Source organism: Truepera radiovictrix DSM 17093 (assembly GCF_000092425.1).
In the GTDB taxonomy this organism is placed as follows: Bacteria; Deinococcota; Deinococci; order Deinococcales; family Trueperaceae; genus Truepera; species Truepera radiovictrix.
Genome location: NC_014221.1, coordinates 2818528 through 2840094, shown reverse-complemented (window position 1 = coordinate 2840094; position 21567 = coordinate 2818528). Strand labels below are relative to the sequence as shown.

The 21567-nt window shown below is 70.4% G+C and carries 18 protein-coding genes and 1 tRNA gene; 5 read left to right on the top strand and 14 right to left on the bottom strand.

The genetic code is table 11. The features are described 5' to 3' along the window. Nucleotides 1-409 precede the first annotated feature (409 nt). The 5 genes from TRAD_RS13015 to TRAD_RS12995 all read right to left on the bottom strand — a co-directional run bounded on the left by TRAD_RS13015 (nucleotide 410) and on the right by TRAD_RS12995 (nucleotide 5860). Nucleotides 410-1201, bottom strand: a complete 792-nt coding sequence (locus TRAD_RS13015) for a hypothetical protein (RefSeq protein ID WP_013179077.1) — start codon at nucleotides 1199-1201, stop codon at nucleotides 410-412. A 90-nt stretch (nucleotides 1202-1291) separates the two neighbouring features. Then, nucleotides 1292-2869 carry an ABC transporter permease gene (locus tag TRAD_RS13010; RefSeq protein WP_013179076.1) on the bottom strand — a complete coding sequence of 526 codons (1578 nt, stop codon included), beginning with the start codon at nucleotides 2867-2869 and terminating at the stop codon, nucleotides 1292-1294. Between the two features lie 51 nt (nucleotides 2870-2920). Then, entirely contained in the window at nucleotides 2921-3748 is an 828-nt protein-coding gene (locus tag TRAD_RS13005) for a PSP1 domain-containing protein (protein WP_013179075.1), read from the bottom strand. A gap of 230 nt (nucleotides 3749-3978) precedes the next feature. Then, nucleotides 3979-4614: a ribonuclease HII gene (locus TRAD_RS13000; RefSeq protein ID WP_013179074.1), complete on the bottom strand. Its 636-nt coding sequence runs from the start codon at nucleotides 4612-4614 to the stop codon at nucleotides 3979-3981. A gap of 91 nt (nucleotides 4615-4705) precedes the next feature. Then, a complete protein-coding gene (locus TRAD_RS12995) occupies nucleotides 4706-5860 on the bottom strand; it encodes a sensor histidine kinase (RefSeq protein ID WP_013179073.1) in 1155 nt (384 codons plus the stop codon). Nucleotides 5861-6048: 188 nt separating this feature from the next. Between TRAD_RS12995 and TRAD_RS12990 the strand changes: the two genes are divergently transcribed. Then, a complete protein-coding gene (locus tag TRAD_RS12990) occupies nucleotides 6049-8457 on the top strand; it encodes a vWA domain-containing protein (RefSeq protein WP_013179072.1) in 2409 nt (802 codons plus the stop codon). 480 nt (nucleotides 8458-8937) lie between these two features. Here TRAD_RS12990 and truD read toward each other — a convergent pair whose 3' ends face one another. From truD to dusA, 9 genes are all read right to left on the bottom strand, one after another. Continuing rightward, a complete protein-coding gene (gene truD, locus TRAD_RS12985; RefSeq protein ID WP_013179071.1) occupies nucleotides 8938-10029 on the bottom strand; it encodes a tRNA pseudouridine(13) synthase TruD in 1092 nt (363 codons plus the stop codon). A gap of 31 nt (nucleotides 10030-10060) precedes the next feature. Next, entirely contained in the window at nucleotides 10061-10774 is a 714-nt protein-coding gene (locus TRAD_RS12980) for an LON peptidase substrate-binding domain-containing protein (RefSeq protein WP_148221255.1), read from the bottom strand. Between the two features lie 213 nt (nucleotides 10775-10987). Next, nucleotides 10988-11063, bottom strand: a tRNA-Asp gene (locus tag TRAD_RS12975). A gap of 85 nt (nucleotides 11064-11148) precedes the next feature. Further along, nucleotides 11149-13029 (bottom strand): 1-deoxy-D-xylulose-5-phosphate synthase, encoded by a 1881-nt coding sequence (gene dxs, locus TRAD_RS12970; RefSeq protein WP_013179069.1) that lies wholly within the window; start codon nucleotides 13027-13029, stop codon nucleotides 11149-11151. 205 nt (nucleotides 13030-13234) lie between these two features. After that, nucleotides 13235-13951: a hypothetical protein gene (locus TRAD_RS12965; RefSeq protein WP_013179068.1), complete on the bottom strand. Its 717-nt coding sequence runs from the start codon at nucleotides 13949-13951 to the stop codon at nucleotides 13235-13237. A gap of 3 nt (nucleotides 13952-13954) precedes the next feature. Further along, nucleotides 13955-14854, bottom strand: coding sequence for an SIS domain-containing protein (locus TRAD_RS12960; protein WP_013179067.1), 900 nt, complete (start codon nucleotides 14852-14854; stop codon nucleotides 13955-13957). 4 nt (nucleotides 14855-14858) lie between these two features. Continuing rightward, nucleotides 14859-16115, bottom strand: coding sequence for a phosphoribosylamine--glycine ligase (gene purD / locus TRAD_RS12955; RefSeq protein WP_013179066.1), 1257 nt, complete (start codon nucleotides 16113-16115; stop codon nucleotides 14859-14861). Next, on the bottom strand, nucleotides 16112-16735 hold the full coding sequence (gene purN / locus TRAD_RS12950; protein WP_013179065.1) for a phosphoribosylglycinamide formyltransferase: 624 nt from the start codon (nucleotides 16733-16735) through the stop codon (nucleotides 16112-16114). The genes purD and purN overlap by 4 nt, the downstream gene beginning before the upstream one ends. A 14-nt stretch (nucleotides 16736-16749) precedes the next feature. Next, the gene (gene dusA / locus TRAD_RS12945; RefSeq protein ID WP_013179064.1) at nucleotides 16750-17814 is read right to left on the bottom strand and encodes a tRNA dihydrouridine(20/20a) synthase DusA; all 1065 of its coding nucleotides are present in this window, start codon (nucleotides 17812-17814) and stop codon (nucleotides 16750-16752) included. 121 nt (nucleotides 17815-17935) lie between these two features. Here dusA and hisIE point away from each other — a divergent pair, with 121 nt between their 5' ends. From hisIE to mnmA, 4 genes are all read left to right on the top strand, one after another. Further along, nucleotides 17936-18598 (top strand): bifunctional phosphoribosyl-AMP cyclohydrolase/phosphoribosyl-ATP diphosphatase HisIE, encoded by a 663-nt coding sequence (hisIE, locus tag TRAD_RS12940; RefSeq protein ID WP_013179063.1) that lies wholly within the window; start codon nucleotides 17936-17938, stop codon nucleotides 18596-18598. A gap of 138 nt (nucleotides 18599-18736) precedes the next feature. Beyond that, a complete protein-coding gene (gene glpX, locus TRAD_RS12935; protein WP_041948072.1) occupies nucleotides 18737-19708 on the top strand; it encodes a class II fructose-bisphosphatase in 972 nt (323 codons plus the stop codon). A gap of 197 nt (nucleotides 19709-19905) precedes the next feature. After that, complete coding sequence (locus TRAD_RS12930) at nucleotides 19906-20295, top strand: nuclear transport factor 2 family protein (protein ID WP_013179061.1); 390 nt, start codon at nucleotides 19906-19908, stop codon at nucleotides 20293-20295. Nucleotides 20296-20386: 91 nt separating this feature from the next. Then, nucleotides 20387-21505 carry a tRNA 2-thiouridine(34) synthase MnmA gene (gene mnmA, locus TRAD_RS12925; protein WP_013179060.1) on the top strand — a complete coding sequence of 373 codons (1119 nt, stop codon included), beginning with the start codon at nucleotides 20387-20389 and terminating at the stop codon, nucleotides 21503-21505. Nucleotides 21506-21567: the final 62 nt, after the last annotated feature.

Genomic DNA, 21567 nt, shown 5'->3' with positions numbered 1-21567 from the left:
GCGCTCGGTGACGGGTCGGCTGTCGGGAAGCCCCTGCGTGAGGTTTTCTGCGGCACAGCGGCACCCCGAGCGCGCCGCGGGGGACCTAGAACGCGCTCAAAGACGGCTCTTTGCATGGGGAGCGTTGTCGCACCGCGCTCGGCTCGCACCGTCCTCGGCGAGTGCTTCTCGCCGAGGGCGGTGATGGCTTCGGGTGAGATAGCGGCGTGTGCCCGTAAGCTGGGCGCGTGAAAGCGCCGCCGACCACGAACCTACGTGCCGGAGGACGCCGCGACTTCTAGCGCGTCGCGCCATGCTTCCCCTCTGGCCTCGTCGCCTGCAGCCTACGCCGTTTCGCGCGGCCTCTGGCTCGGCCTGCTCGTCGGGATGGTGGCGCTTTGGCGCGCTTTGGCTTAGCTTTTGCGCCCCGTTAGCTGTGCCGCTTGGCGCGGTGCTCGGAGACGACCTTGATGGTCGGGGCGCCGCGCGCGTCGAGCAGCTTCGTCCAGACGCGCTCGAGCTCGCGCCCCTTGAGCCTCGTAAAGCGGTCGACCAAACCGTAGGTGAGCACCGCCGCCAGGAGGGCTTTCAAGATGCCCTCGGTGCCAGCGGCCGCCGCCCCAAAGAGGAGGCCCAAAAGCACCCCGAGGGCGAGCGGTAGGGCGAGCAAAAAGATCTGCTCCCAAAGGGTCACCTCGCGGCGCAGCGCGTTGGCCTCATCTCCCGTAAAGGTGTAGGCGAGGGCGAAGGCGGCGATCAGGAAAAAGGAGGGGAGCAGGCCGAGGCTCAGCACCCAGCTCGGGTTGAGGTCGGCGATAAAAGCGCCCCGCGCGAGCGGCACGAACGCGAGGGCGACGAGCGTCGCGTAAAGGCCCGCGACGGCGCCCCCTGTCAGCGCGCGCAGCAGCGAGCGGCGGGTCATGAGGCGCGCCTCGCTGCCCCCTTCGAGGATGCTCCCCCGCGCCCGGTAAAAGAGCGCCCCCTCGTAGAGCAGCCAGGCGAGCAAGACGCCGAGGAGCGCCATCCCCCCCACGGCCGCGAGGTGATCGACGACCGCTTGGTAGGTCACGTTACCCGAGAGGGCGCGGTAGGTAATCGTCGTGCGGCTCGCCAGCGAACCCGCGACGAGCCCCACGAGCAGCAGCGCGATAAGGGCCATCACGACCGCGTTGATCGCGGCGAGCACGACGTCCCAAACGGTTCGAGGTAGAAGGTTTCTCATGTAGCATCGCCCCTTTGGTGAGACTTAAATGGTCTTAGCATACGCTGCCACAAGCGGAAGCGGTAGACCTTGCGTTTGCCCACACAGCCCCTACCACTCGCCCCGCCCAAAGCGCTCTAGAAGGAGCATGGCGGCGGCGGTGAGGAGCATGAGGAGCGCGCTTAAAGCGAGCGCGGCGCCGTAGTTGGCGGCCCCCGGACGGCCCAGGCGGTCGAAGATGGCCACGGGGATGGTTGCGAACTCGGGGCGTTGCAGCACCAACGTGGCGCCGAACTCGCCGACGGAGACGGCAAAGGCAAAGCTTGCCGCGACGACCAGCGAGGGGGCCAGTAGGGGCGCCTCGAGCCGCCGCAACCGGCTCCAGGCGCCGGCGCCGAGGGTGCTCGCGGCCTCCAAAAGGCTCGGCGGTATCCCGCGCAGGGCGGGGAGGAGGCTGCGCACCACGAACGGAAAGCCGACCAAGCTGTGCGCCAAGACGATGCCCCAAAAGCTCGCGCTCAGCTGCGGAAACGCGAGCAGGTAGCCGAACCCGAGCGTGACGGCGCTGGTCGCGAGCGGCAGCAGGCTCAGCGCGTCGAGCCAGCGCCAGGCGCCGCGCGCGACCGCGTAGGCGAACGCCGCGCCGACGGTGAGCGACACCCCGAGGCTCAAGAGGGCGAAGCGGAGCGTGTTGAGGACCGCTCGCCCAGGCCCCGCAAAGCCGACCGTGCGCGGCGCCTCGGCGAGCGCCGCGAAGTTCGCGAGCGACGGCGCCCCGCCCGACCAGAAGGCGCGCAGCAGGAGGGCGGCGAGGGGGGCGAGGATGAGCCCGCCGGCGACGCACAGGTTGAGCGCGAGGAGCCAGCGCCACACCCCCTCGGGGCGTCGGGGGCGCCCGGCTCCGCTCACGGGGACCGCGAGGCGCGTTTGGAGGTGCGTGTAGAGGAGGGTAAAGCCGCCGACGACGGCGAGCTGCACGAGCGCCAGGAGCGCCGCGCTGTCGAGCTGCAAGAGCCGCGCCGTGAGGCGGTAGATCTCGACCTCGAGGGTCCCGAAGCGCGGTTGGGGGGCGAGAATCAAGATCACGCCGAAGCTCGTAAAGCAGAAGATGAAGACCAAGGTGGCCGCCGCCAGGACCGCGGGCCAGGCGAGCGGCAGCGTGACCCGCCACAGGGTGCGCGGGCCTGAGCTGCCGAGGGTCGCCGCCGCCTCGCTCGGGCGCGGTCCGAGCGCCTCGAGGTAGGCCCCCACGATGCGCACCACCACCGCGTAGTTGTAAAACACGTGCGCGAGCAGGATGACAGCGAGCGTGCCGCGCAGGTCGAGAACCCCGCCGAAAACCCCTTGCGGCCCTACGAGGGCGAGAAAGCCGATCGCCGCGACCACGGTCGGCATGACGAAAGGGACGGTGAGCAGGCTGCGAAAGAGCCGTTTGCCCGGAAAGTCGAAGCGGGCCAAGAGCAGCGCGCTCGGCAGCGCGAGCGCGACCGTTAAGAGCGTCGAGAGAAGCGCCTGAAAGGTGGTGAACGCGAGCCGCTGGCGGTAGTAGGGGTTGCCGAAGATCGCCTCAAAAGCGAGCGCGCCGCTACCGCTGCGCACCAGGATCACCGCGAGCGGGTAGAGGAGAAAAACCGCTAAAAAAAGCGCCGCGAAGGCGCCGCAGAGGTGCGCGAGGAGGGGGCGCTGCACGGGGACAGTGTATCCCTACGGGACTGCCAACAGCACCCCTGGCGCGCGGGGTTACGAGCGCCGCTGCGCCGCCTGCTTCGGCGACGCCTTGTGAGGGCGCTCGAGCAGCTCGGCGCGCAGCTCCTGCACCCCGCCGTCGTCGAAAGCGAGCTCGGCGGTGCCTTTAAGCGGGTTGAGTTTGACCACCCGCCCGCACGCGCCGGTCTCTTTGTGGCAGGCTCTCGCACCCTTTTTGGGGAGGTCTTTGAGGAGCTCTTTGTAGAGGTCGTGCTCGTACTGCAAGCAGCACATGAGCCGCCCGCAAGGGCCGCTGATCTTCTCGGGGTTTAGGGGGAGCTGCTGATCGCGGGCCATGCGGATCGAGACGGCGCTAAAGCTCTGCAGCCAGGTCGAGGAGCACGAACCGCTCCCGCAGGCGCCCAGGGTGCCGAGGATGCGCGCTTGGTCGCGGGGGCCGACGTTGTCGAACTCGATGCGCGCGCCCGTATGCTGCATCAGCTCCTGGGTAAGGGCGCGCAGCGGTAGGGGGGCTTCGCTGCTATAGGTGACGAGCAGCAGCGCCTCGTCGAGGGTAAATTCGAGGTGGACGATCTTGGCGGCGAGGTTGCGTTCGCGCGCCCGCGCGCGCAAAAGCCACTTGAGCGCCTCGGCCTTCTCTTTGAGGCGGGCGTGCGCGGCGAGGTCGTCGGGTTGCGCGTCGCGGACGAAGTGGCCGCTCGGACGCTCGACCTCGCGCACCGCGGTGCGCACCAAGCCGAGCTCGAGGCCCCGCCGCGTCGCGGCGACGCAGCGCGAACCGACCTTTGGGGCGTGGCTCGGCACCTCGAGAAAGTGCAGTTTGGGACCGTTGTCAAACCGAACGCCGACGCATTCGGGCATCTTTCCTCCCGTTCCTCCCCGCTCGCAGCGCCGCGGGTACCGGTGGCGCGCTCAACGCGCACGGTTTGCGCTAGGGCCGCCGCCTCGAGCTCCGCCCGGCAGCGGCGTTTGCGGTCGTCTGTAGGCGGGCGCAGAGCGAGGCGCGGGGAGTACAGTACGTAGTATACCGTCTATCGCGTGGATATACAGGTCGCCGCGTGGCGCGCGGCGCTCCTAGGTCAGCCGTAGCCTCAACCCCGCTTTGCGGCAGGGGTTAGGCAGCGCTGCACCGGTCCGAACGAGCGGCGGTGTTCGGGGCAGGGGCCGTGCGCGGCGAGCGCCCGCAGGTGGGTGCTCGAGCCGTAGCCCTTGTGGCGCGCGAAACCGTACGCCGGGTAGCGCTCGCCAAGGCGCCGCATCAGCGCGTCGCGAACCGTTTTGGCGAGCAGGCTCGCCGCCGCGACCTGCACGCTCGTGGCGTCCGCTTTGGGAACGGCCAGCACGGGTCCGGGGAAGGGCAGCTTTAAAAAGTCGGTGACGAGGCCGTCGACGGCGACGCGCCCGGCGAGGGCGCAGAGGGCGCGCTGCGCCGCTAGGTGGGTCGCTTGAAGCACGTTGAGGCGGTCGACTTCAGACGCGCTCGCGCACCCGACGGCCCATGCGAGCGCGCGCCGCCGCACCTCCTCGGCGAGCGTCTCGCGCGCCGCTGGGGAGAGCGTTTTGGAGTCGCGAAAGGGGTGGTCGCCGCGGGGCAGCACGACGGCCGCGGCGACGACGGGGCCCGCGAGCGCCCCTCGCCCCGCTTCGTCGACCCCCGCGAGGACGCCGTAGCCACGCTGCCAGAGGGTGTGCTCGAGCCGCCAGTCGGGGGGGGTAGGGATAGTCACGACAGTTACCTATCCGTAAGGGGGCACGCGGCGCAGCCCCCTCGGGGTTGCACACCGCGCGCGCCTTGTCGCCTCGAGGTCATCCCAATTCTCAGCCGACGAACGCCCCGCCGAGCTCCAAAGGTAGCGCAACGTTAAGCGGCAGGGCGATGAAAAAGGTGCTGCCGCAGCCCACCTTGGACTCGACCCAGATGTCGCCGCCGTGCTTTTCGGCGGCCAGCTTGCAAAAGGTCAGCCCCATCCCCGTGTCGAAGCGGTCGTGCAGGGTGTGGCGCGACTGCTCGAAGGCGTTAAAGATGCGCTTCTGATCCTCTTCGGGGATCCCCTCGCCGTCGTCGCGCACCGACACGATCACCCGGTTGCCGTCGCGCCACGCCCGAACGTCGATGTGGCCCCCCAAGCGGGTGTGGCGCACGGCGTTCGAGAGGAGGTTGGTGAGCATCCGGCGCAAAAGGGCGGCGTCGGCGTAGAGGCGTTCGGCGTCGGGGTGAATCAGGCACGACACGTGCCGTTCGTTGGGGGTGTAGGGCACGTCGCGCAGCGCGACCTGCACGAGCTCACCGAGCGAGTCGATCCACGCGGGGTAGTAAGGCATGTGGCCGTCTTTCATCCGGCGCACGTCGAGGATGTTGGCGGCCAAGGTCAACAGGTGCTGCGCCTCGCCGCGCGCGAGCGCGAGGAGCTCGCTGAGCCCGAGGGGGTCGTCGGTGCCCAAAAGGTCGAGCGCGTGCTCCAACAGCCCCATGACGCTCGCGATGGGGCTTTTCAGGTCGTGCACCAGCATGTGCGTGAGGTCGTCTTTGACCCGTTCGGATTCGTGATAGGCGGCCTCGAACTGGCGCAGCCGCGCGAGCGCCTCGCGCAGGGCGGCGTCCGCCCGCTCGCGCTCCAAAAGCCGCGTGAGGTGCACCTGCACGAGCTCGGGGGCGCTCGGGCTTAAGTAGAGGTCGGCGCCGGAGGCGACGACGGCGGCGTGGCGTTCGGGGCGCCCCTCGCCCAAGCAGACCAGCGGCGTGCGGGCGAGGTGGGGGCGACGGCGCAGCAGGGCTACGAGGTCGAGCTGCGCGACCTCCTCGAGCAGCCGGTCTTCGAGCACGAGCGCCAAGGGGGCCGCGTCGCGCGTGCTGTAAAGGAGCGCCTGCACGCTCTCGAGGTGCTGCACCGGCGCGAGCGCCTGTAGCGGCGGCAGCAGCCGCGCCGTAGCGGGGGACGCCGCGAGAAACAGCAGGTAGGGCGCGCTGGCCATGCCCCGTCACTATAGCAAGGGCCCCCCTCACGGGCGGCACGAAGTGAACTACTTCACAGATTGGAGGAAACCGCGCCGCACCGCGGCAAGGGGGCTGACGGGGGGCTCGGGGGGCGGATGGTAGACTAAGGCGTGCTTATTGCCATGAGGTCGACCGCGCGCCCCGGTGCAGCGGGGCGGGGGGACGGGTGTCGGCGCTAGGGGTCAGCTTCGGGGCACCCTGGCTGCTGCTGGCGCTGCCCCTTCTGCTCCTGTTGCCGGGGCGGCGGACGCCCGCGCTGTGGGGGGCGCGGGTGCTCGCGCTCGCGCTACTACTTGTCGCGCTCGCGCGCCCCGCGCTCCCGCTGCCGGGGGCGGGGGTCGCGGTGTTGGTAGACGTCTCGCACAGCCTCGACACGCGCGCCGTGGAGGTGCTCGGCGAGCTCGAGCTGGCGGCGGAGCCGCTCGCGTTTTACACCTTCGCCGGCGACGTCAGCGCCCACGCCGCCCCGCCGACGCCCGCCGACGCCGAGCGCGAGGGCCTTCGCGACCGCACCGACATCGCGCGGGCGCTGCAGGTCGCGGGCGCTTCGGGGGTGGGGCGGCTGCTCCTTTTAAGTGACGGCGCCGAGTCGGCGGGCGACGCGCTCGCGGCGCTCCCCGAGCTCCCCGTCGACGTGCTGCACGTTAGGGGCCCCGAGAGCGTGCGGCTCGAGGCGCTCCACGCCCCCGAGAGCGCGCGCCCCGGCGAGACGGTCGAGGTCACCGCGGTCGTGGCGAGCGACCTCGAGACGGAGGTGACGCTGCGCGCGACGCGTGACGGCGAGGCGCTCCCGCCTATAACCCGCACCGTGAGCCCCGGCCGGACGCCGCTAAGCTTCTCGCTCGAGCTCGGCGCGGGGGCGGCGGGCAGCGTCGCCGTCGAGGCCAGGCTCGAGGTGCCCTTCGAGCAGCCCTTTCAAGACGACCTGCAGCGCCTCGACATCGCGGTCGCCGCGGACGAACCGGTATTGGTCATCAACGACCCGGCGATGGCCGAGCTTTTGGAGGTGCAGGGGTTTCACGTGCGGCGCGGCCGCCCCGCCGACGTGACCGCGCCGCTCAACTACAGCGCCGTGGTGCTCCGCGAGGGCGCGGGCGCCTTTACCCCGGGGCAGCTCGAGCTGCTCGGCAGCTACGTGCAGGGGGGCGGCGGTCTGATGATGACCGGCGGCCCCGACGCCTTCGGATTGGGGGGGTGGTACCGCACCCCGGTCGAGGCGGTGCTGCCGGTGACGACCGATTTGCGCACCGAGGTCGAGGTGCCCTTGGTCGCTCTGGTCATCGTCATGGACGTGTCGCAGTCGATGACGGCGGGCAACCCGAGCCGCCTCGAGCTGGCCAAGGAGGGCGCGGTTGGGGTCGTCGACCTCGCTTACGAACGCGACATGCTGGGCTTTATCACCTTTAGCGACCGTCCCGAATGGGTGTTTCGCCCGCGCCAGGCGACCCTGCAGGGCAAACGCGAGATGACCGCCGCGATCCTCAACGTGGCGCCGCAGGGGGGGACGATCTTCGAGCCGGCCTACCGCGAGGCGCTCGACGTGCTCATGGCGCAAGAGGCCGCCGTCAAGCACGTGATCGTCCTGACCGACGGCAAGTTCGCCGACGGTACGGGCCCCTTTAGCCGCGGCCCCGCACCCGACTTCGGGCGCTTGGCAGCCTTGGGTCGGCGCAGCGGCATCACCACCTCGACCATTGCCATCGGCGACGGGGCCGACCCGCAGCAGCTCACCACCATCGCCCGCGCGGGCGGCGGGCGCTACTACGAAGCCCTCGACGTCTCGACGCTGCCGCGCATCTTTACCACCGAAGCGCTCTCGGCGACGCGCTCGCTCCTGCGCGAAGGGCCGCTCACGCCCACCCCCAGAGATCACCCCTTGGCCCCCGCCGCCACCTTGCGGGGTGCGCCCGAGGTGGGCGCCTACATCGCTTCGTCGCTCAAGGGCGAAGGGGAGATGATCTTAGAGGGCCTAGACGGCGAGCCCCTCTTAGCGGTGAGCCGTCAGGGGCTCGGGCGCAGCGCCGCCTTGACGACCGACCTCAACGCCTTTGCGGGCGACTTCGGCGCGTGGGAGGCGCTGCCGGGCGTGCTCGGCACGCTCACACGCTGGTTGCAGGTGCGCCCGGCGACCTACGCCGCGACCGTCCGCCCCGAAGGCAACGGCCTGCGGGTCGTCGTGGACGCCGTACAGGAGGGCGAGTATATCGACGGGGAAGCCCTCGTAGCGCGCTACGAGGGGCTGCAGGTGCCGCTCGAGCAGGTCGCCCCGGGCCGCTACGAGGGTTTCCTAGACACCCCGCCGGCGGGCGGCACGCTGCTCGTCGTCGGCGACGGCGAGGTCGTCGCGCGCGCTGCCGTCACCGCCCCGAGCGGGGAGTTCGACACCGCCGGGGGCGAGGCCCTGCTGCAGGAGATCGCCCGCCGCACCGGCGGCGAGGTGCTCGCCGAAGCGGGGCGCTACGCCCCCGAGATGCCCGCGCGCGCCACCCCCATCTGGCCCTGGCCCGCGTTAGCCGCCGCCGCGGTGTTTCTCCTCGAGCTCCTCTGGCGGCGCTTCGGCCCGCTGCGGGCCTAGCCCACAGGGGCGCTATTGGCGCCGCGCTGGACTCGAGGGGGGCTTGGGGTACAGGTTCTTTAGTGCTGAGCACCGGTGTGGAGCGGTATGGGGCTGTGACCATAACGGTCGCAACGAGCACCCTGCCGGGCGCAGCCTCGGCGACCGATAAACGGCCCCGCGCGCATGCTCAAGCGGGAAAAACGTCTGCTTAGCTCCGTCTGCTAGCCGGCTACCGGTAGCCTCTCAGAACGTGCGTGCAGAGCGTCCCCTTCTATGCGAGCGTCGCCGACCCGTCCTGGTGGTGACGCGCTCCCCGCGGCTTTGGCCCCTTTGCTCGGCCGCCAACGCAACAGCGTATCTAGCGACGCGACAGCCGAGTTCGCCGCCCAAGGGCCTCTCTACGCGGGCGAGGACGCTGCCGAGACCGACCTCGAAGGGTGTGGTCCGCTCTCGGCAAACCGGCTCATGACGCTGCAACGCCGGGGTGAATCCAGAGCGTTACGCGTCCTCTTCGAGTTCGCCGTCTTCCGGGTCGTCGACCTCGACCTTCATCACCTCGCGGAGGACGGTGGTCGCAAACGCCCCCTTGGGGAGCGAAAAGGTGAGGGTGTAGCCGTCCGCTTCGGGGGTGAGCGCGACGTCCTCCAGAAAGAGGCGCACCGGCCGCCTCGAGCCGTGCCGCGCGCGGAAGTCGAGCCAGCGCAGCCCGAAAGCGTCCAGGACTTCGGTCTCGAGCGCGCCCGCCTCGCCTTCGCTGACCCGGACCTTTTTGCCGTACAGAGGAGCCGTGGCGCTAATCTCGCCGCGAAGCGCCCGCAAGCTCTCACGCTCGGCGTCTTCGACCTTGAAGACGCCGCCGGTGTCGCGTTTTTTCGCCCAATCGCCGACGAGGACGCGGTCTAGTAGGCCGCGTTCGACGCGCAGCGCCACCAGGCGGTTAAAGAGGTGCGACTGCAGCGCCGAGAGGAAAAAGCGCTTTAAACGGTGCCCCCCCGGTACCCGTTCGCCGCGGACGAGCTTAAGGCCGTCTACGGCGTTTGTACCGAAGCGGCCGAAGCGCTGCGGGCCGAAGTAGTTGGGCACCCCCTGGGCGGCGAGCCGCTCCAAGATGGCCGCGGCGCGCGCGGGGGCGTCCGGTTCCGTTCCCCTGACACGCAGCGTAAAGCGGTTGCCGCGCAGGTGCCCGACGCCTAGCTTGTTGCGGTGCCGCGACCGCTCGAGCACCCGCACCCCCTCGAGTTCGGCGAGGGCGTCGAGGGCGGCGGCGTGGCGGTTGGGGACGCTCAGCCACTGCCGCGTGACGGCGTGCTTGTCTTTAAGGCCCGCGACGCCGATCTCGGCCTCTTTTAGCCCCTGTCGCATGAGCGCCAGCACGAGGTCGCGGGTGGTCAGCCCGCGCTTTTCGATGAGCGCGTAGGCGTGCGACCCCGACCCCTCGGGCAGGTAGAGCGGCCGCTCCTCGACGACGAAATCCTCCGGAACGGTGCGCACCCTACCGCCGGTGCCGGGGAGCGCCGCCGTGAGCGCGGGCAGCTCGCGCCAGCGAAAGAGAAAGGGGGCGAGTTCGGGGTCGCGCGCGGCTTCTGACACCCCTTACTCTACCCGCTTTGGCGCGTGCGCCCTACGCCTGGGGTGTGCCGCCGGAACCGGAGCTCGGTTCGGCGCCCTCTTCGTCCAGGGCGCCCCCCGCGTCCTGGGCGTCGCGGCGGTGGGCTTTGAGCAGCGCCTGCATGGTCTCCTGTGCGGCGCCGAAGCGGGCGATGAGTGAGGGGGCCTCGAGCATCCGCTGGCGCGCCTCGGCGGGCGCGCGCAAGTTGGCGCAGATAAACGAGGCCTGAAAGAGCAGGTCGTCGGGGAGCGCGCTCTCGATCTGCTCGAGCACCTCGGTTGGAAAAAACACCTCGGAGTAGCTGCGAAACACCTCCAGGGCGTCCCACGCGGCGAGGCGCTCGAGGTTGGGGTCGTCGCGCGCGAGGGGGTAGGGGAGGTTGCGGGTAAAGTGCAACGGGGCGTGGCCCGCCCCGACGCTCTCGCTGCGGCTTACGGCGACGCGGCAGCGCTCCTGGCCGTGCGTCAGGATGTGAAAGGTGCCGTCTGGGTTCTCGGCGACCGAGAGGATGTCGGCGTAGCTGCCGACGTCGTAGCAGATCTCGTGTACGCCGCTGTCGCTGACGCTCGCCCCCTGTTTGGCGAGCACGATGACCAACCGCCGTTGGTTCTGCTCGACGCAGAGCCGCACCATCCGCTTGTAGCGCTCCTCGAAGATAAAGAGCGGCAGCGTCATCCCCGGGAACACCACGATGTTGGGTAGGGGAAAGAGCGGCAGTTCGGTCACAAGGCTACCGTACCAAGTGTGCCCCTCAAAAAGTGGAAGGTATGACAGGTTTGGCTGAAAGCAACGCGCGAAGGCGGTAGCGGTCTCGCCCCACAAAACGCCACCTGAGGCGGTCCAAACGGCGCTTGCGGCCTTGGGCCTGCACGGTAGCGGCCGGCTCCGGGAAGCTGCAGCGAGCGCCGGTAACAAAAAAAAGCCGGTTTCCCGGCTTTCTGGCGGAGCCGACGGGATTTGAACCCGCGACCTTCTGCGTGACAGGCAGATATGCTAACCCCTACACTACGGCTCCAGGGTTCTAGGCGCCTGCGGGCGCTAGAGGCCTAGCTTACCGGGTTCGCGCGGGGGCTGTCAAGCGCGCGGCGCGCCGTGGCGGCCTAGTCCGAGGCCTCGAGGAGCGTGGGTTGGGCCAAGCCGAGCGCCTCGAGGGTGCGCCGCAGCGCGCGCGGGCCGTAGCCGAACGCCTCGTGCTGCGCCGCGGGGTCGCCGTGCGGGACGTGCACGTCGGGGATACCGAGGCGGTGCAGGGGGACGCGAAGACCCTTGTCGACGAGCGTCTCCGCGACCGCCGACCCGAGGCCACCCATGAGCACGTGATCCTCGGCGGTGATGAGCACCTCGGCGCGCCGCGCGAGCCGCTCCAAAAGCGCCTCGTCGAGGGGTTTGACGAAGCGGGCGTTGACGACCCCCACCTCCGGCAAGTCGGCGGTCGCCTGCAGGGCGTAGCCCACGGTGGGGCCGAGCGCCAAGATAAAGGCTCTCGAGCCCTCTTTAAGAACCTCCCAGCTCCCCCACGTCAGCTCCTCCCACGCCGCAACCGGCGCTTCGGGCGCTGGGGTGGCCTTCCCGCGCGGCCAGCGGACCGCCTTGGGCCCCCCGAGCTTGAGGGCGGTCTTAAGCATCGCGCGCATTTCCGGTACGTCTTTGGGCATGGCGACCGACATGTTGGGGAGCGCGCGCAAGTAGGCGAGGTCGTAGACCCCCTGGTGGGTCATCCCGTCGCCGCCGACGAGCCCGGCGCGGTCGATCGCGAAGACGACGTCGAGGTTCTCCAGGCAGACGTCGTGGATCACCTGGTCGAAACCGCGCTGCAAAAAGGTGCTGTAGATAGCGACGATGGGCTTTTCCCCGCGCAAGGCCAAACCGGCGGCGGTCGTCACGGCGACGTCCTCGGCGATGCCGACGTCGAGGTAGCGCTCGGGGTGCTTTTGCGAGTACGCGACGAGCCCGCTCCCCTCGCGCATCGCCGGGGTGATCACCCAGACGCGGTCGTCGGCGCTGCTCAGCGCGCAGGCGGCGTCGCCAAAGGCGCTCGACCAGGTGTAGCCCTTGCTCGCCGCGACGGGTTTGCTGGCGTCGAACTTGGGCGGCCCGTGCCAGTAGATGGGGTCGGACTCGGCGATCTTGTAGCCCTTGCCCTTTTTGGTGACGATGTGCAGCATCGTGGGGCCGCTGAGCTCCTGGACGTGCGCGAGGTAGTAGAGGAGCTGGTCGATGTCGTGGCCGTCGATGGGGCCGACGTAGCGCACCCCCATGGCGTGAAAGGGGTTGGCCGAGTTGGGGTCGAAAAAGCGCCGAGCGGCCTTTTTGGCGCGGCTGCCGAGGTCGACGAGCGTCTGCGAGATCTGACCGAGCGTCCTTTTGCCCTGCGCTTCGACCTCGTGCAGCCACGGCTGCACCTGCAGGGAGCGCATAAAGGTGTTGAGAGCGCCGACGTTTTCGCTGATCGACATCTCGTTGTCGTTCAGCACGATCGTCATCTTCGGTTTGACGTGGCCGATCTGGTTGAGAGCGGCGAGCGCCATCCCGCCGGTGAGCGCGCCGTCGCCGATAACGGCGACGATGCTGTAGTCGTCGCCCCGGGCGTCCCTGGCGAGCGCCATGCCCAGCGCGGCGGCGAGGCTGGTGCTGGCGTGGCCGACGGTCAGGGCGTCGTGCGGCGACTCCGAGGAGGTGGTAAAGCCCGCGAGGCCGCCCGGTTGGCGGATCGTGTCGATGCGGTCTTTGCGGCCGGTGATGATCTTGTGGCCGTAGGTCTGGTGGCCGACGTCCCAGACGATGCGGTCGCGCGCGGTGTCGTAGAGGTGGTGGAGCGCGACGGTCAGCTCGACGGCGCCCAGGCTCGAGGCGAGGTGACCGCCGCCCAGCGAGCAGACGCGGATAATTTCGCTGCGCAGCTCGGCTGCGAGCGCGTGCAGTTCGTCGCGCGAAAGCGCGGAGACGTCGTCGGTCGAGTTGACCCGTTCAAGAACACCCATGCGACCCCGTTTCCCAACGCCAAGAGGAGGTGGCGTTCGCCGACACTTCCGGCGTGCGTTGTAGCATAGGGCAGTCTAGCAGACCCCTTCTAAGCACTTTGTAGGACACGGTTGCATAATGCATAACGCTCACCTTTTGTGTAGCGCCGCGAGGCGCAGCTAAAGTCTTCCGGCTGCGCGTGAGCGTGGGCGCCAGGGGCGAGCTTCAGGGGTCTGTGGGCGCCGCCTGTAGCGTCGTCGACACGAGGAAGAGCCCGCTGTCGGTGCGCACCTCACCGACGAAGGGGGCAAACCACACCTCTTGCCGCAGCGTCTCGAGGACCTCGCCGCCGGGGCCTAACGAGGCGCTCTCAAAGGCGACCACGAAGACCTCGAAGGTGCCGGCGTCGACCGTGACGGTGCGCGCGTCGACGACCTCGAAGCGGTAGGTGAGCGCGAACGCGCGCGTCTCCTGGGCGCTCGTAAAGTGCACCGTCGCGCGCGTCTGCCCACCCCAGCTGAGACCGACGGCGAGCGTCCCCTCGGCGGGCCACTCCTGGATGGGTGGGGAGGTGGTGGTGACGTAACCGGGACCCTCCTCGCGGACGATAAAGACCCCCTCGGGCCGGTAGTCGCGGTAGGTGCGCAGGTCGAGGCCGCGGCCGAAGGTGCGCCACGCGATGAGGCGCGCGCCGTCAACCACCGTCGGTCCCTCGACGCGCTGCACCAAAGGGGGGGCGTCGCGGCGCTCCCCCTCGGGTAAAAAGCGCCAGGTGGCCCCCGTCTGCCGCGGGTAGTAGGTCGCGGGTTGCGCGCTCTGCACGACGTGCGTCCGGGGCGCCGGGGCGGGGGCGCAGGCGCTCAGCAGGGCGAGGAGCCACGCCGCGCGCCGCGCGAGCTGCCTAAGGGTGGCGGGCGACCGGGTGAGCTGCTGCGGGTCCATCCACTACTCCGCCGCCGCCTGCTGCGCGCGCGCGTAGACGGGGGTGTCCTGAGGGCTCTGCCCCTGCAGCAGCGCGAGGTAGGCCGCCACCCAGAGCCCCGCGTACCAGAGGGCGAGGGTGCGCGCCCCGGGGTCGGTCGGGGCGTCCGGGAGCGCGAAGGGCTCGAGCTGCGCCGCCCGCGTCGCGAGCACCTCGCACGCGAGCCGCGTCTCGGCGTCGCCGCCGCCGAGCACCACCCCGACGATGTCGTCGGCCAGCGCGTGGCGCGCCTCGAAAGCGCCGGTCAGCACCTCCAAGGGGTGGCTGCCGACGGTGATGGCGAGCGTTTTGCCGACGCGGCCCAAAAGGCGCTGCCAGATCTCTAAAGCGGGCGCGTCGGCGCGGCTCGCTAAAAGGAGCGGGACGCGGTTTAGTAGCGCCCAGGCGAGCGCCTTGGCGGGGTTGTCTTCGGTCGGGCGTTCGGGGGCGAAGGCGTCAGCAAGCGAGCGCATCGCCCGTTCGGCCTCGCTAAAGGCCGCGCCGTGGCCGGTGGCGTGCGCGAGGTAGCCGGCGTAGGTGTACGGGCTCAGCACCCCCGGCGGGATGCGCACGTCCGGTTCGTGCGCGTCGTAGCCGAGCACGATGGGGTCGGCCTGGGAGAGCTCGAGGCTGAGCTTGAGGGGCCCGAGCTCGCCGAAGTCGAAGCCCGAGGCGAGCAGAAACTGGGTGCCACTGGTCACCAAAGGCGCGTCCACCCAGCTCGAGAGCGCGCGCGCGAGCGCGTCGGCCTCGCCGAAGCCGGTGAGGCCGTAGGGGCCGGGGCGCTCCCCCGTGGGGCCGTCGTAGGAGCCGGGCAGAGCGGCGAGGCGGCCCAAAAAGCCGCCCTCGTCGGCCGCTCGGAGTCGGCTGAGGTCGTCGAGCATGGGGTCAGTCTACCGCGACGTCGCCCCCGAGGCGCCCGCCGATGTCGCGGCGGACGTGCGCCCCCTCGAGGGTGACGCGGTCGACGGTGCGGTAGGCCGCCGCGACCGCCTCGGCGAGCGCCGGCCGCACGGCGACGACATTGAGGACGCGGCCGCCGGCGGAGACCAAACGGCCCCCGTCGCGCGCCGTACCGGCGTGAAAGATGAGCGTCCCCGGTTCGAGCGTGCTCGGCAGCGCTACGGGGAGCCCCTTGGCGTACGCCCCCGGGTAGCCGGGCGCGGCGAGCACCACGCACGCCGAGGCGGCGTCCGACCAGGTGGGCGTGACCTCGCAGAGCCGCCCGTCGGCCGTCGCCTCGAGCAGCTCGAGCAGGTCGCTCTGCAGCAAGGGCAGCACGGCCTGCGTCTCGGGGTCGCCGAAGCGCACGTTGTACTCGAGCACCTTGGCCCCCGCTTCGGTCACCATGAGGCCGATAAAGAGGACGCCCCGGTAGGTGACCCCCTCGGCCCGCAGCCCCGCGAGCGTGGGCGCGACGATGGTGCGCATCACGGTCTCGAGCGCCGCTTCGCTGAGGAGCGGCGCGGGCGCCACGGCCCCCATCCCCCCCGTCATCGGCCCCCGGTCGCCGTCGAAGGCCTGCTTGTAGTCCTGCGCGAGCGGGAGCGCGTGCGCCGTGTCGCCGTCGGTCAGCACGAGGAGGCTGAGCTCTTGACCGCGCAAAAAGGCCTCGATGACGACCTCGCCGCCGCGCCCCAGCACCTCGCGGAGCGCGCGCTCGGCCTCCTCGTAGCGCTGCGCCACCGTCACCCCTTTGCCCGCGGCGAGCGCCGAATCCTTGACCACGACCGGCAGAGGCTGGGCGCGAAGGTACGCGAGCGCCTCGGCGAGGTCGCGAAAGCTCGCGTGGGCCGCCGTCGGTACGCCGTGCCGCGCCATAAAGGCTTTCGCGTGGGCTTTGGAACCCTCGAGCAGCGCCGCCGCGCGCACGGGGCCGAAAAGGCGCCGCCCCGCCCCCGCAAAGGCGTCGGCGACCCCCGCCACGAGCGGCGCTTCGGGGCCGACGACGGTAAAGTCGACCCCTTCGCGCTCGGCGAGCTCGAGCAGCGCCTCCGGCGTCAGGCTGCAGGGGACGCAGCGGGCGAGCGCCGCCATCCCCGCGTTGCCGGGAACAGCTAGCAGCTCACTGACGCGCGGCGAGGCGGCGAGCTTCCAGACGAGCGCGTGTTCGCGCCCCCCGCTGCCGACGACCATGACCTTCACGGGGTCGCCTCCTGGTTCTGCGGAGCCTCGAAGCGCGCCTCGCCCAAGAGCACCCGCCGAACCGCCTCGGGGTAGGCGCGGTGCTCCTGGGCAAGGATGCGCGCGGCGAGGCGCTCCTCGGTGTCGTCCGGCAACACGGGGACGCGCCGCTGCAAGATGACGGGGCCGGTGTCGACGCCGGCGTCGACGAAGTGCACCGTGCAGCCCGACTCGCGCGCGCCCGCTTCGAGCGCCTGGCGCTGCGCGTGCAACCCCGGGAAGCGGGGGAGCAGCGAGGGGTGGATGTTCACAAGCCGCCCCGCGTAGCGCGCGGTAAAGGCGGGCGAGAGCACCCGCATAAAGCCCGCCAGGAGCACGAGGTCGATGCCCGCCGCCGTCAGCTGCGCCGTCGCCTCGCGTTCGAAGCGCGCCCGATCGGCGCCGAAGGGGATGAAGCGGGCTTCGATCCCCAGGTCGCGAGCCAGCGCCAGCACGGGTGCGTCGCGCCGGTTCGACAGCACCAAAACGACCGACCCGAGCGGGTCGCCCGGGGGGAAGGCGGCAGCGAGCGCGCGCAGATTCGAACCCCGCCCCGACGCGAGCACGGCGAGGCGTGCGGGGCGGCCGAGAGGAAAGACCATGGCCGATTCTACAATCACCGTTGCCCAAACCCCTGCGTGGCCGTCGCCGGGGCTCGCGTCGGGGCGGGTTGGGGCGCGCTCACCTCGGGGCGGGCGTCGAGGACCTCGTCCGGAAGGGCCCCAAGGGCGCGCTCTAAAACCTCGACGCCCGCGCCCGGCTGGTGGGCCTGCTCGCTGAGCAGGCGCCGCCACGCCCGCGCGCCCGGCGCGCCCGTAAAGAGCCCCAAGAGGTGCCGCGTCAAGCTGGCGAGCGGGACGCCCCGCTCGAGCTGCCGGCTCGCGTAGGGTAAAAACGCCTCGACGACCTCGCGGCGCGTCGGCACGTGAGGCGCGCCGTAAAAGAGGGCGTCGGCGCGCGCGAGCGCGTAGGGGTCCTCGTAGGCGGCGCGGCCGATCATCACGGCGTCGACGCGCCCCAAGTGCGCCGCGGCGGCCTCGAGGCTGCGCACGCCGCCGTTAAGCTCGATCTCGAGCTCGGGGTGCAGGCGTTTAAGCTGGTAGACCTCCTCGTAGCGCAGCGGCGGCACCGTGCGGTTCTCCTTCGGCGAGAGCCCCGAGAGCCACGCCTTGCGCGCGTGGACGGTGAAGCGGGCGGGAGCCGCCTGCGCGACGACCTCGACGAAGTGTGCGAGGTCGTCGAAGCGGTCGCGGTCGTCGATGCCGATGCGGTGCTTTACGGTCACCGGCAAGGTGGTGGCCTCGCGCATCGCCGCGACGCACGCGGCGACCCGCTCCGGCTGCGCCATCAAGCAGGCGCCGAAGTTGCCGCGCTGCACCCGCGGCGACGGGCACCCGACGTTGAGGTTGAGTTCGCTGTAGCCCCAGTCCTCGGCGACGCGCGCGCACGCGGCGAGCTTTCGCGGGTCGTCCCCCCCGAGCTGCAGCGCGAGCGGTTTTTCAAACTCGGAAAAGCCCAGCACCCGCTCCCGGTCGCCGCGCAGCACGGCGTTGACGTGGACCATCTCGGTGTAGAGCAGGGTGCGCCGCGTCACGCCGCGCATAAAAGCGCGGTAGTGGCGGTCGGTCCAGTCCATCATGGGGGCGACGCTTAGGGGGTAGGGGGGGCGGCGGGGTGTCATCAGCACCCCCCATTGTAGACGCCCCCGGTCGCTCCGCCCGTAGCGGCGGGTGGCTGCGCAAGGGGGACGGGGGCGCCCCTTGGTGCGGTACGGGGGCGCCACCTGGCTTAGACTAGCCCCTATGGACCGCACCCCCGTAGACCCCCCCCTGCGCCCCGAGGCGCTGCGCTTCGACGAGCGCGGCCTCGTCCCGGTCGTGACGCAAGACGCCCACACCGCCCAGGTCTTGATGCTGGCGTACGCCAACCGGGAGGCGGTGGCGAAAACCCTCGAGACCGGCGAGGCGCACTACTACAGCCGCTCGCGCGGCGAGCTCTGGCGCAAGGGGGCGACGAGCGGGCACGTGCAGCGGGTCGTCGAGGTGCGCGTCGACTGCGACGCCGACGCGCTGCTCTACCGCGTCGTGCAGACGGGCGCGGCGTGCCACACGGGCGCGCGGAGCTGCTTTTACCGGGCGCTCACGGCGCGCGCCGAGCCCGGGATCGGTGAGATGATGGCGACCTTGGAGGACGTCGTCGCGGCGCGCCTCGCCGAGCTGCCGGAAGGCTCTTACGTCACCAAGCTCCACGCGCGCGGCCTCGGCTACGTGGCGCAGAAGGTCGTCGAGGAGGCGGGGGAGAGCGTCGTGGCGGCCCTCACCGAGGCGCGCGGGGAGCTCGCCGGGGAGGCCGCCGATTTGCTCTTTCACCTCACGGTGCTGCTCCACGAGAGCGGCTCTAGCCTGCACGACGTCGCAGCCGTGCTCGCCGCGCGGCACGGCGCCCCGCACAAAGGGCAGGGGTAGTGTTTATCGCGCGCGCGATACACACCGCCTGCGCTTAGGGGCGCTGTGCCACACTATGGGGATATGACCCAGAAAGCGCGTAAAGAGACCCCGAGCACCCCGCCGAGCCCCGCTGCGCGGCCGGTGAGCGGGACGGACATGGAGCGGGCGCTCGTGCTCGACACGGTGCGCGTCACCGAGCAAGCCGCCATCGCCGCGAGCCGCGTCGCCGGCAAGGGCGACTCCGAGCTCGTCGACCAAGCCGGTACCGACGCCATGCGGCGCGTGCTCAACGAACTCGACATCGACGGGGAGATCGTCATCGGCGAGGGTGAGCGCGACGAGGCGCCGATGCTCTTTATCGGCGAAAAGGTCGGGCGCGGCGGCCCGGGCGCGTGGCCCGTCGACATCGCCGTCGACCCCGTCGAGGGCACCGGCATCACCGCGCGGCTAGTCAACAACTCGGTCGCGGTCATCGCCATCGCCGAGAAGGGGGGGCTCTTCCAGGCGCCCGACACCTATATGGAGAAGCTCATCGTCGGGCCCCCCGCGGCGGGCCGGGTGAACCTGGCGTGGCCGGTCGCTGCGAACCTCAACACCGTGGCGCAGAGCCTCGACCGCCGCATCGAAGACCTCACGGTGGTCATCCTCGACCGTCCGCGCCACAAGGAGCTCTTGCGCGAGGTGCGCGAGGCGGGGGCGCGGGTCAAGCTCATCGGCGACGGCGACGTCATCGCGGCGCTCGCGGCGGCGGTGCGCAACACGGGGGTGCACGCGGTGATGGGTATCGGCGGCGCGCCCGAGGGGGTGCTCGCGGCGGCGGCGCTCAAGTGTTTGGGCGGCGAGATCCAGGGGCGCTTCCGGCCCCGCAACGAGGAGGAGGCGAAGCGCCTCGCGGCGATGGGCGTCTCTACGGAGAAGATCTACCGCACCGAGGAGCTCGCGCCGGGCGAAAACATCGTCTTTAGCGCGACCGGCATCACCGACGGCGACATGCTGAAAGGCGTGCGCTTCTTTAAAGACGGCGCGCGCACGCACACCGTCTCGATGGGGTATAAGTCGCGGGTGCTGCGCTTTTCGGACGCGGTGCACCTGCTGGGCGACGGGGCGCGGGTGACGATTCAGATCTAGCCTCAGTGGCCGTGGTATTGGTAGCCGTAGCCGGTAGCATCGGTCGGTGACACGCGCGGCAGGCAGAGGGCCGTTCAGCCGCGCGTTTGGTGGGTGATACCGGCGCTGCGGACGATACCCGTACCCGCCGTGGTGCTGCCCGAGCGCCGTCGCCTTCCAGCTCGAGCGCGCGTGGGGGTGCGCTAGGGGGGATCCACATGGACCCAGTAGATCCCGTAGCTGTCGTCAAGGCGGCAACCGCCGCCTTGAACGCAGGTGATGTCGAGGGCGCGCTCGCTCTTTACGACGACGCGGTGCTCCAGCGCGCGCCGGACGCGGCGGGGGGGTTGGGCTTCAAAGTCCGGCGCGGCAAGGCGGCTCTGAGGCGCACCCTCGAGGCCGACAGCCGGGCGCGGGTCCGCTTCCGTCACCTCCGCTACGTCGCGAGCGGCGACGTCGTCGCGACCGAGGGCGTCAACAGCGGCTTATTTGACGGCGTATGGGTGGCGCAACCCGTCGCCGCCTTCTACGAGGTGCGTGACGGCAAGATCACCTCGGTGACGGTCTACTACGACCGTTTGGCGCTGCAAAGGGCGCTGGGGCACTAGCGGCCGTGCCCGCGCGCGCCGTCGTGGCGCGCGGCCCATGTCGCAGACGCGCCGCGCCGCTAAGGGGCGCTCCGCTACACTAGAAGGCGTGATGCTTGCTCCCTCGCCGACTCTGGAACCTCAAACGACCGACGCGGCCCCCAAGGGCCGCGTGCTCTGCGCCATGTCGGGCGGGGTGGATTCGTCGTTGGCGGCGGCGCTCCTGAAAGAGGCGGGGTACGCCGTCCAGGGGGCGATGCTGCGCTTTTGGCCCGACGACCGCCCGAAGGGCGCTTTTGACCTCTGCTGCAGCCCCGACGCCGCTTTTGACGCGCGCCGCGTCGCCGACGCGATCGACGTGCCCTTCTACCTGTTAGACGCGCGCGAGCAGTTTGACGAGGTGGTTATTAGCCCCTTTGTCCCCACCTACGAAGCGGGGCGGACGCCGAACCCGTGCGTGTGGTGCAACCGCGAGATCAAGTTCGGCACCTTTCTCAAAAAAGCGCGGCGGCTCGGGTGCGACTACATCGCCACGGGGCACTACGTGCGCCGGGTCGACGGCCCCGGGGGGGTGGAGCTGCACCGCGGCGAGGACGACACAAAGGACCAGACGTACTTTCTCTGGGCGTTAGAGCGCAGCATCTTGCCGCACCTGCTCTTCCCGCTCGGCGCGCTTAGCAAAACGCAGGTACGCGAACTCGCCGAAGCGCGCGGGTTTGCCACCGCCGACAAAAGGTCGTCACACGGGCTCTGCTTTATCACCACGAGCGTCAAGGACTACCTGCGTGACTTTAGCGAGCGCCGCCCCGGAGCCGTTTTGGACGCTTCCGACGGCTTTAAAAAGGTGGGCGAGCATAGCGGCGTGCAGTTTTACACCATCGGGCAGCGGCGCGGCTTGGGGCTCTACCACTCGCACCTCGAGCGCTTCGTGGTCGACCTGCGCTCCGAGACCAACGAGGTCATCGTGGGAACCCGCGAGATGTGCCACTGGCGCGGCCTCCGCGCGGAGCAGGCGAACTGGCTGCTCGACGCGGCGGAGGTGCCCGAGCGGGTGCTCGTGCAGACGCGTTACCGCCAGCGACCGGTGCCCGCTTCGGTGCGCCTGTCGGGCTCGAGCTTCGAACTCCGTTTTGACGAACCGATGTTCGCCGTCACGCTCGGTCAGTCGGCGGTGCTCTACCACGGCACGCGGCTCTTGGGCGGCGGGGTTATCACCGAGCGCCTGCCGTAAAGCTGCACAAAAAAGCTGCGCCAAAAGCGCCGGACGCGCCCGCCGCGCTACACTGGTCTCGG

What these genes read in the sequence shown, in the direction of transcription:
- TRAD_RS12965 (WP_013179068.1), bottom strand. Translation starts at nt 13,951, where the DNA reads ATGGACCCGCAGCAGCTCACCCGGTCGCCCGCCACCCTTAGGCAGCTC.
- mnmA (WP_013179060.1), top strand. Translation starts at nt 20,387, where the DNA reads ATGCTTGCTCCCTCGCCGACTCTGGAACCTCAAACGACCGACGCGGCC.
- TRAD_RS13015 (WP_013179077.1), bottom strand. Translation starts at nt 1,201, where the DNA reads ATGAGAAACCTTCTACCTCGAACCGTTTGGGACGTCGTGCTCGCCGCG.
- TRAD_RS12960 (WP_013179067.1), bottom strand. Translation starts at nt 14,854, where the DNA reads ATGCTCGACGACCTCAGCCGACTCCGAGCGGCCGACGAGGGCGGCTTT.
- TRAD_RS12930 (WP_013179061.1), top strand. Translation starts at nt 19,906, where the DNA reads ATGGACCCAGTAGATCCCGTAGCTGTCGTCAAGGCGGCAACCGCCGCC.
- dxs (WP_013179069.1), bottom strand. Translation starts at nt 13,029, where the DNA reads ATGGGTGTTCTTGAACGGGTCAACTCGACCGACGACGTCTCCGCGCTT.
- purN (WP_013179065.1), bottom strand. Translation starts at nt 16,735, where the DNA reads ATGGTCTTTCCTCTCGGCCGCCCCGCACGCCTCGCCGTGCTCGCGTCG.
- hisIE (WP_013179063.1), top strand. Translation starts at nt 17,936, where the DNA reads ATGGACCGCACCCCCGTAGACCCCCCCCTGCGCCCCGAGGCGCTGCGC.
- dusA (WP_013179064.1), bottom strand. Translation starts at nt 17,814, where the DNA reads ATGACACCCCGCCGCCCCCCCTACCCCCTAAGCGTCGCCCCCATGATG.
- TRAD_RS13005 (WP_013179075.1), bottom strand. Translation starts at nt 3,748, where the DNA reads ATGCCCGAATGCGTCGGCGTTCGGTTTGACAACGGTCCCAAACTGCAC.
- TRAD_RS12995 (WP_013179073.1), bottom strand. Translation starts at nt 5,860, where the DNA reads ATGGCCAGCGCGCCCTACCTGCTGTTTCTCGCGGCGTCCCCCGCTACG.
- glpX (WP_041948072.1), top strand. Translation starts at nt 18,737, where the DNA reads ATGGAGCGGGCGCTCGTGCTCGACACGGTGCGCGTCACCGAGCAAGCC.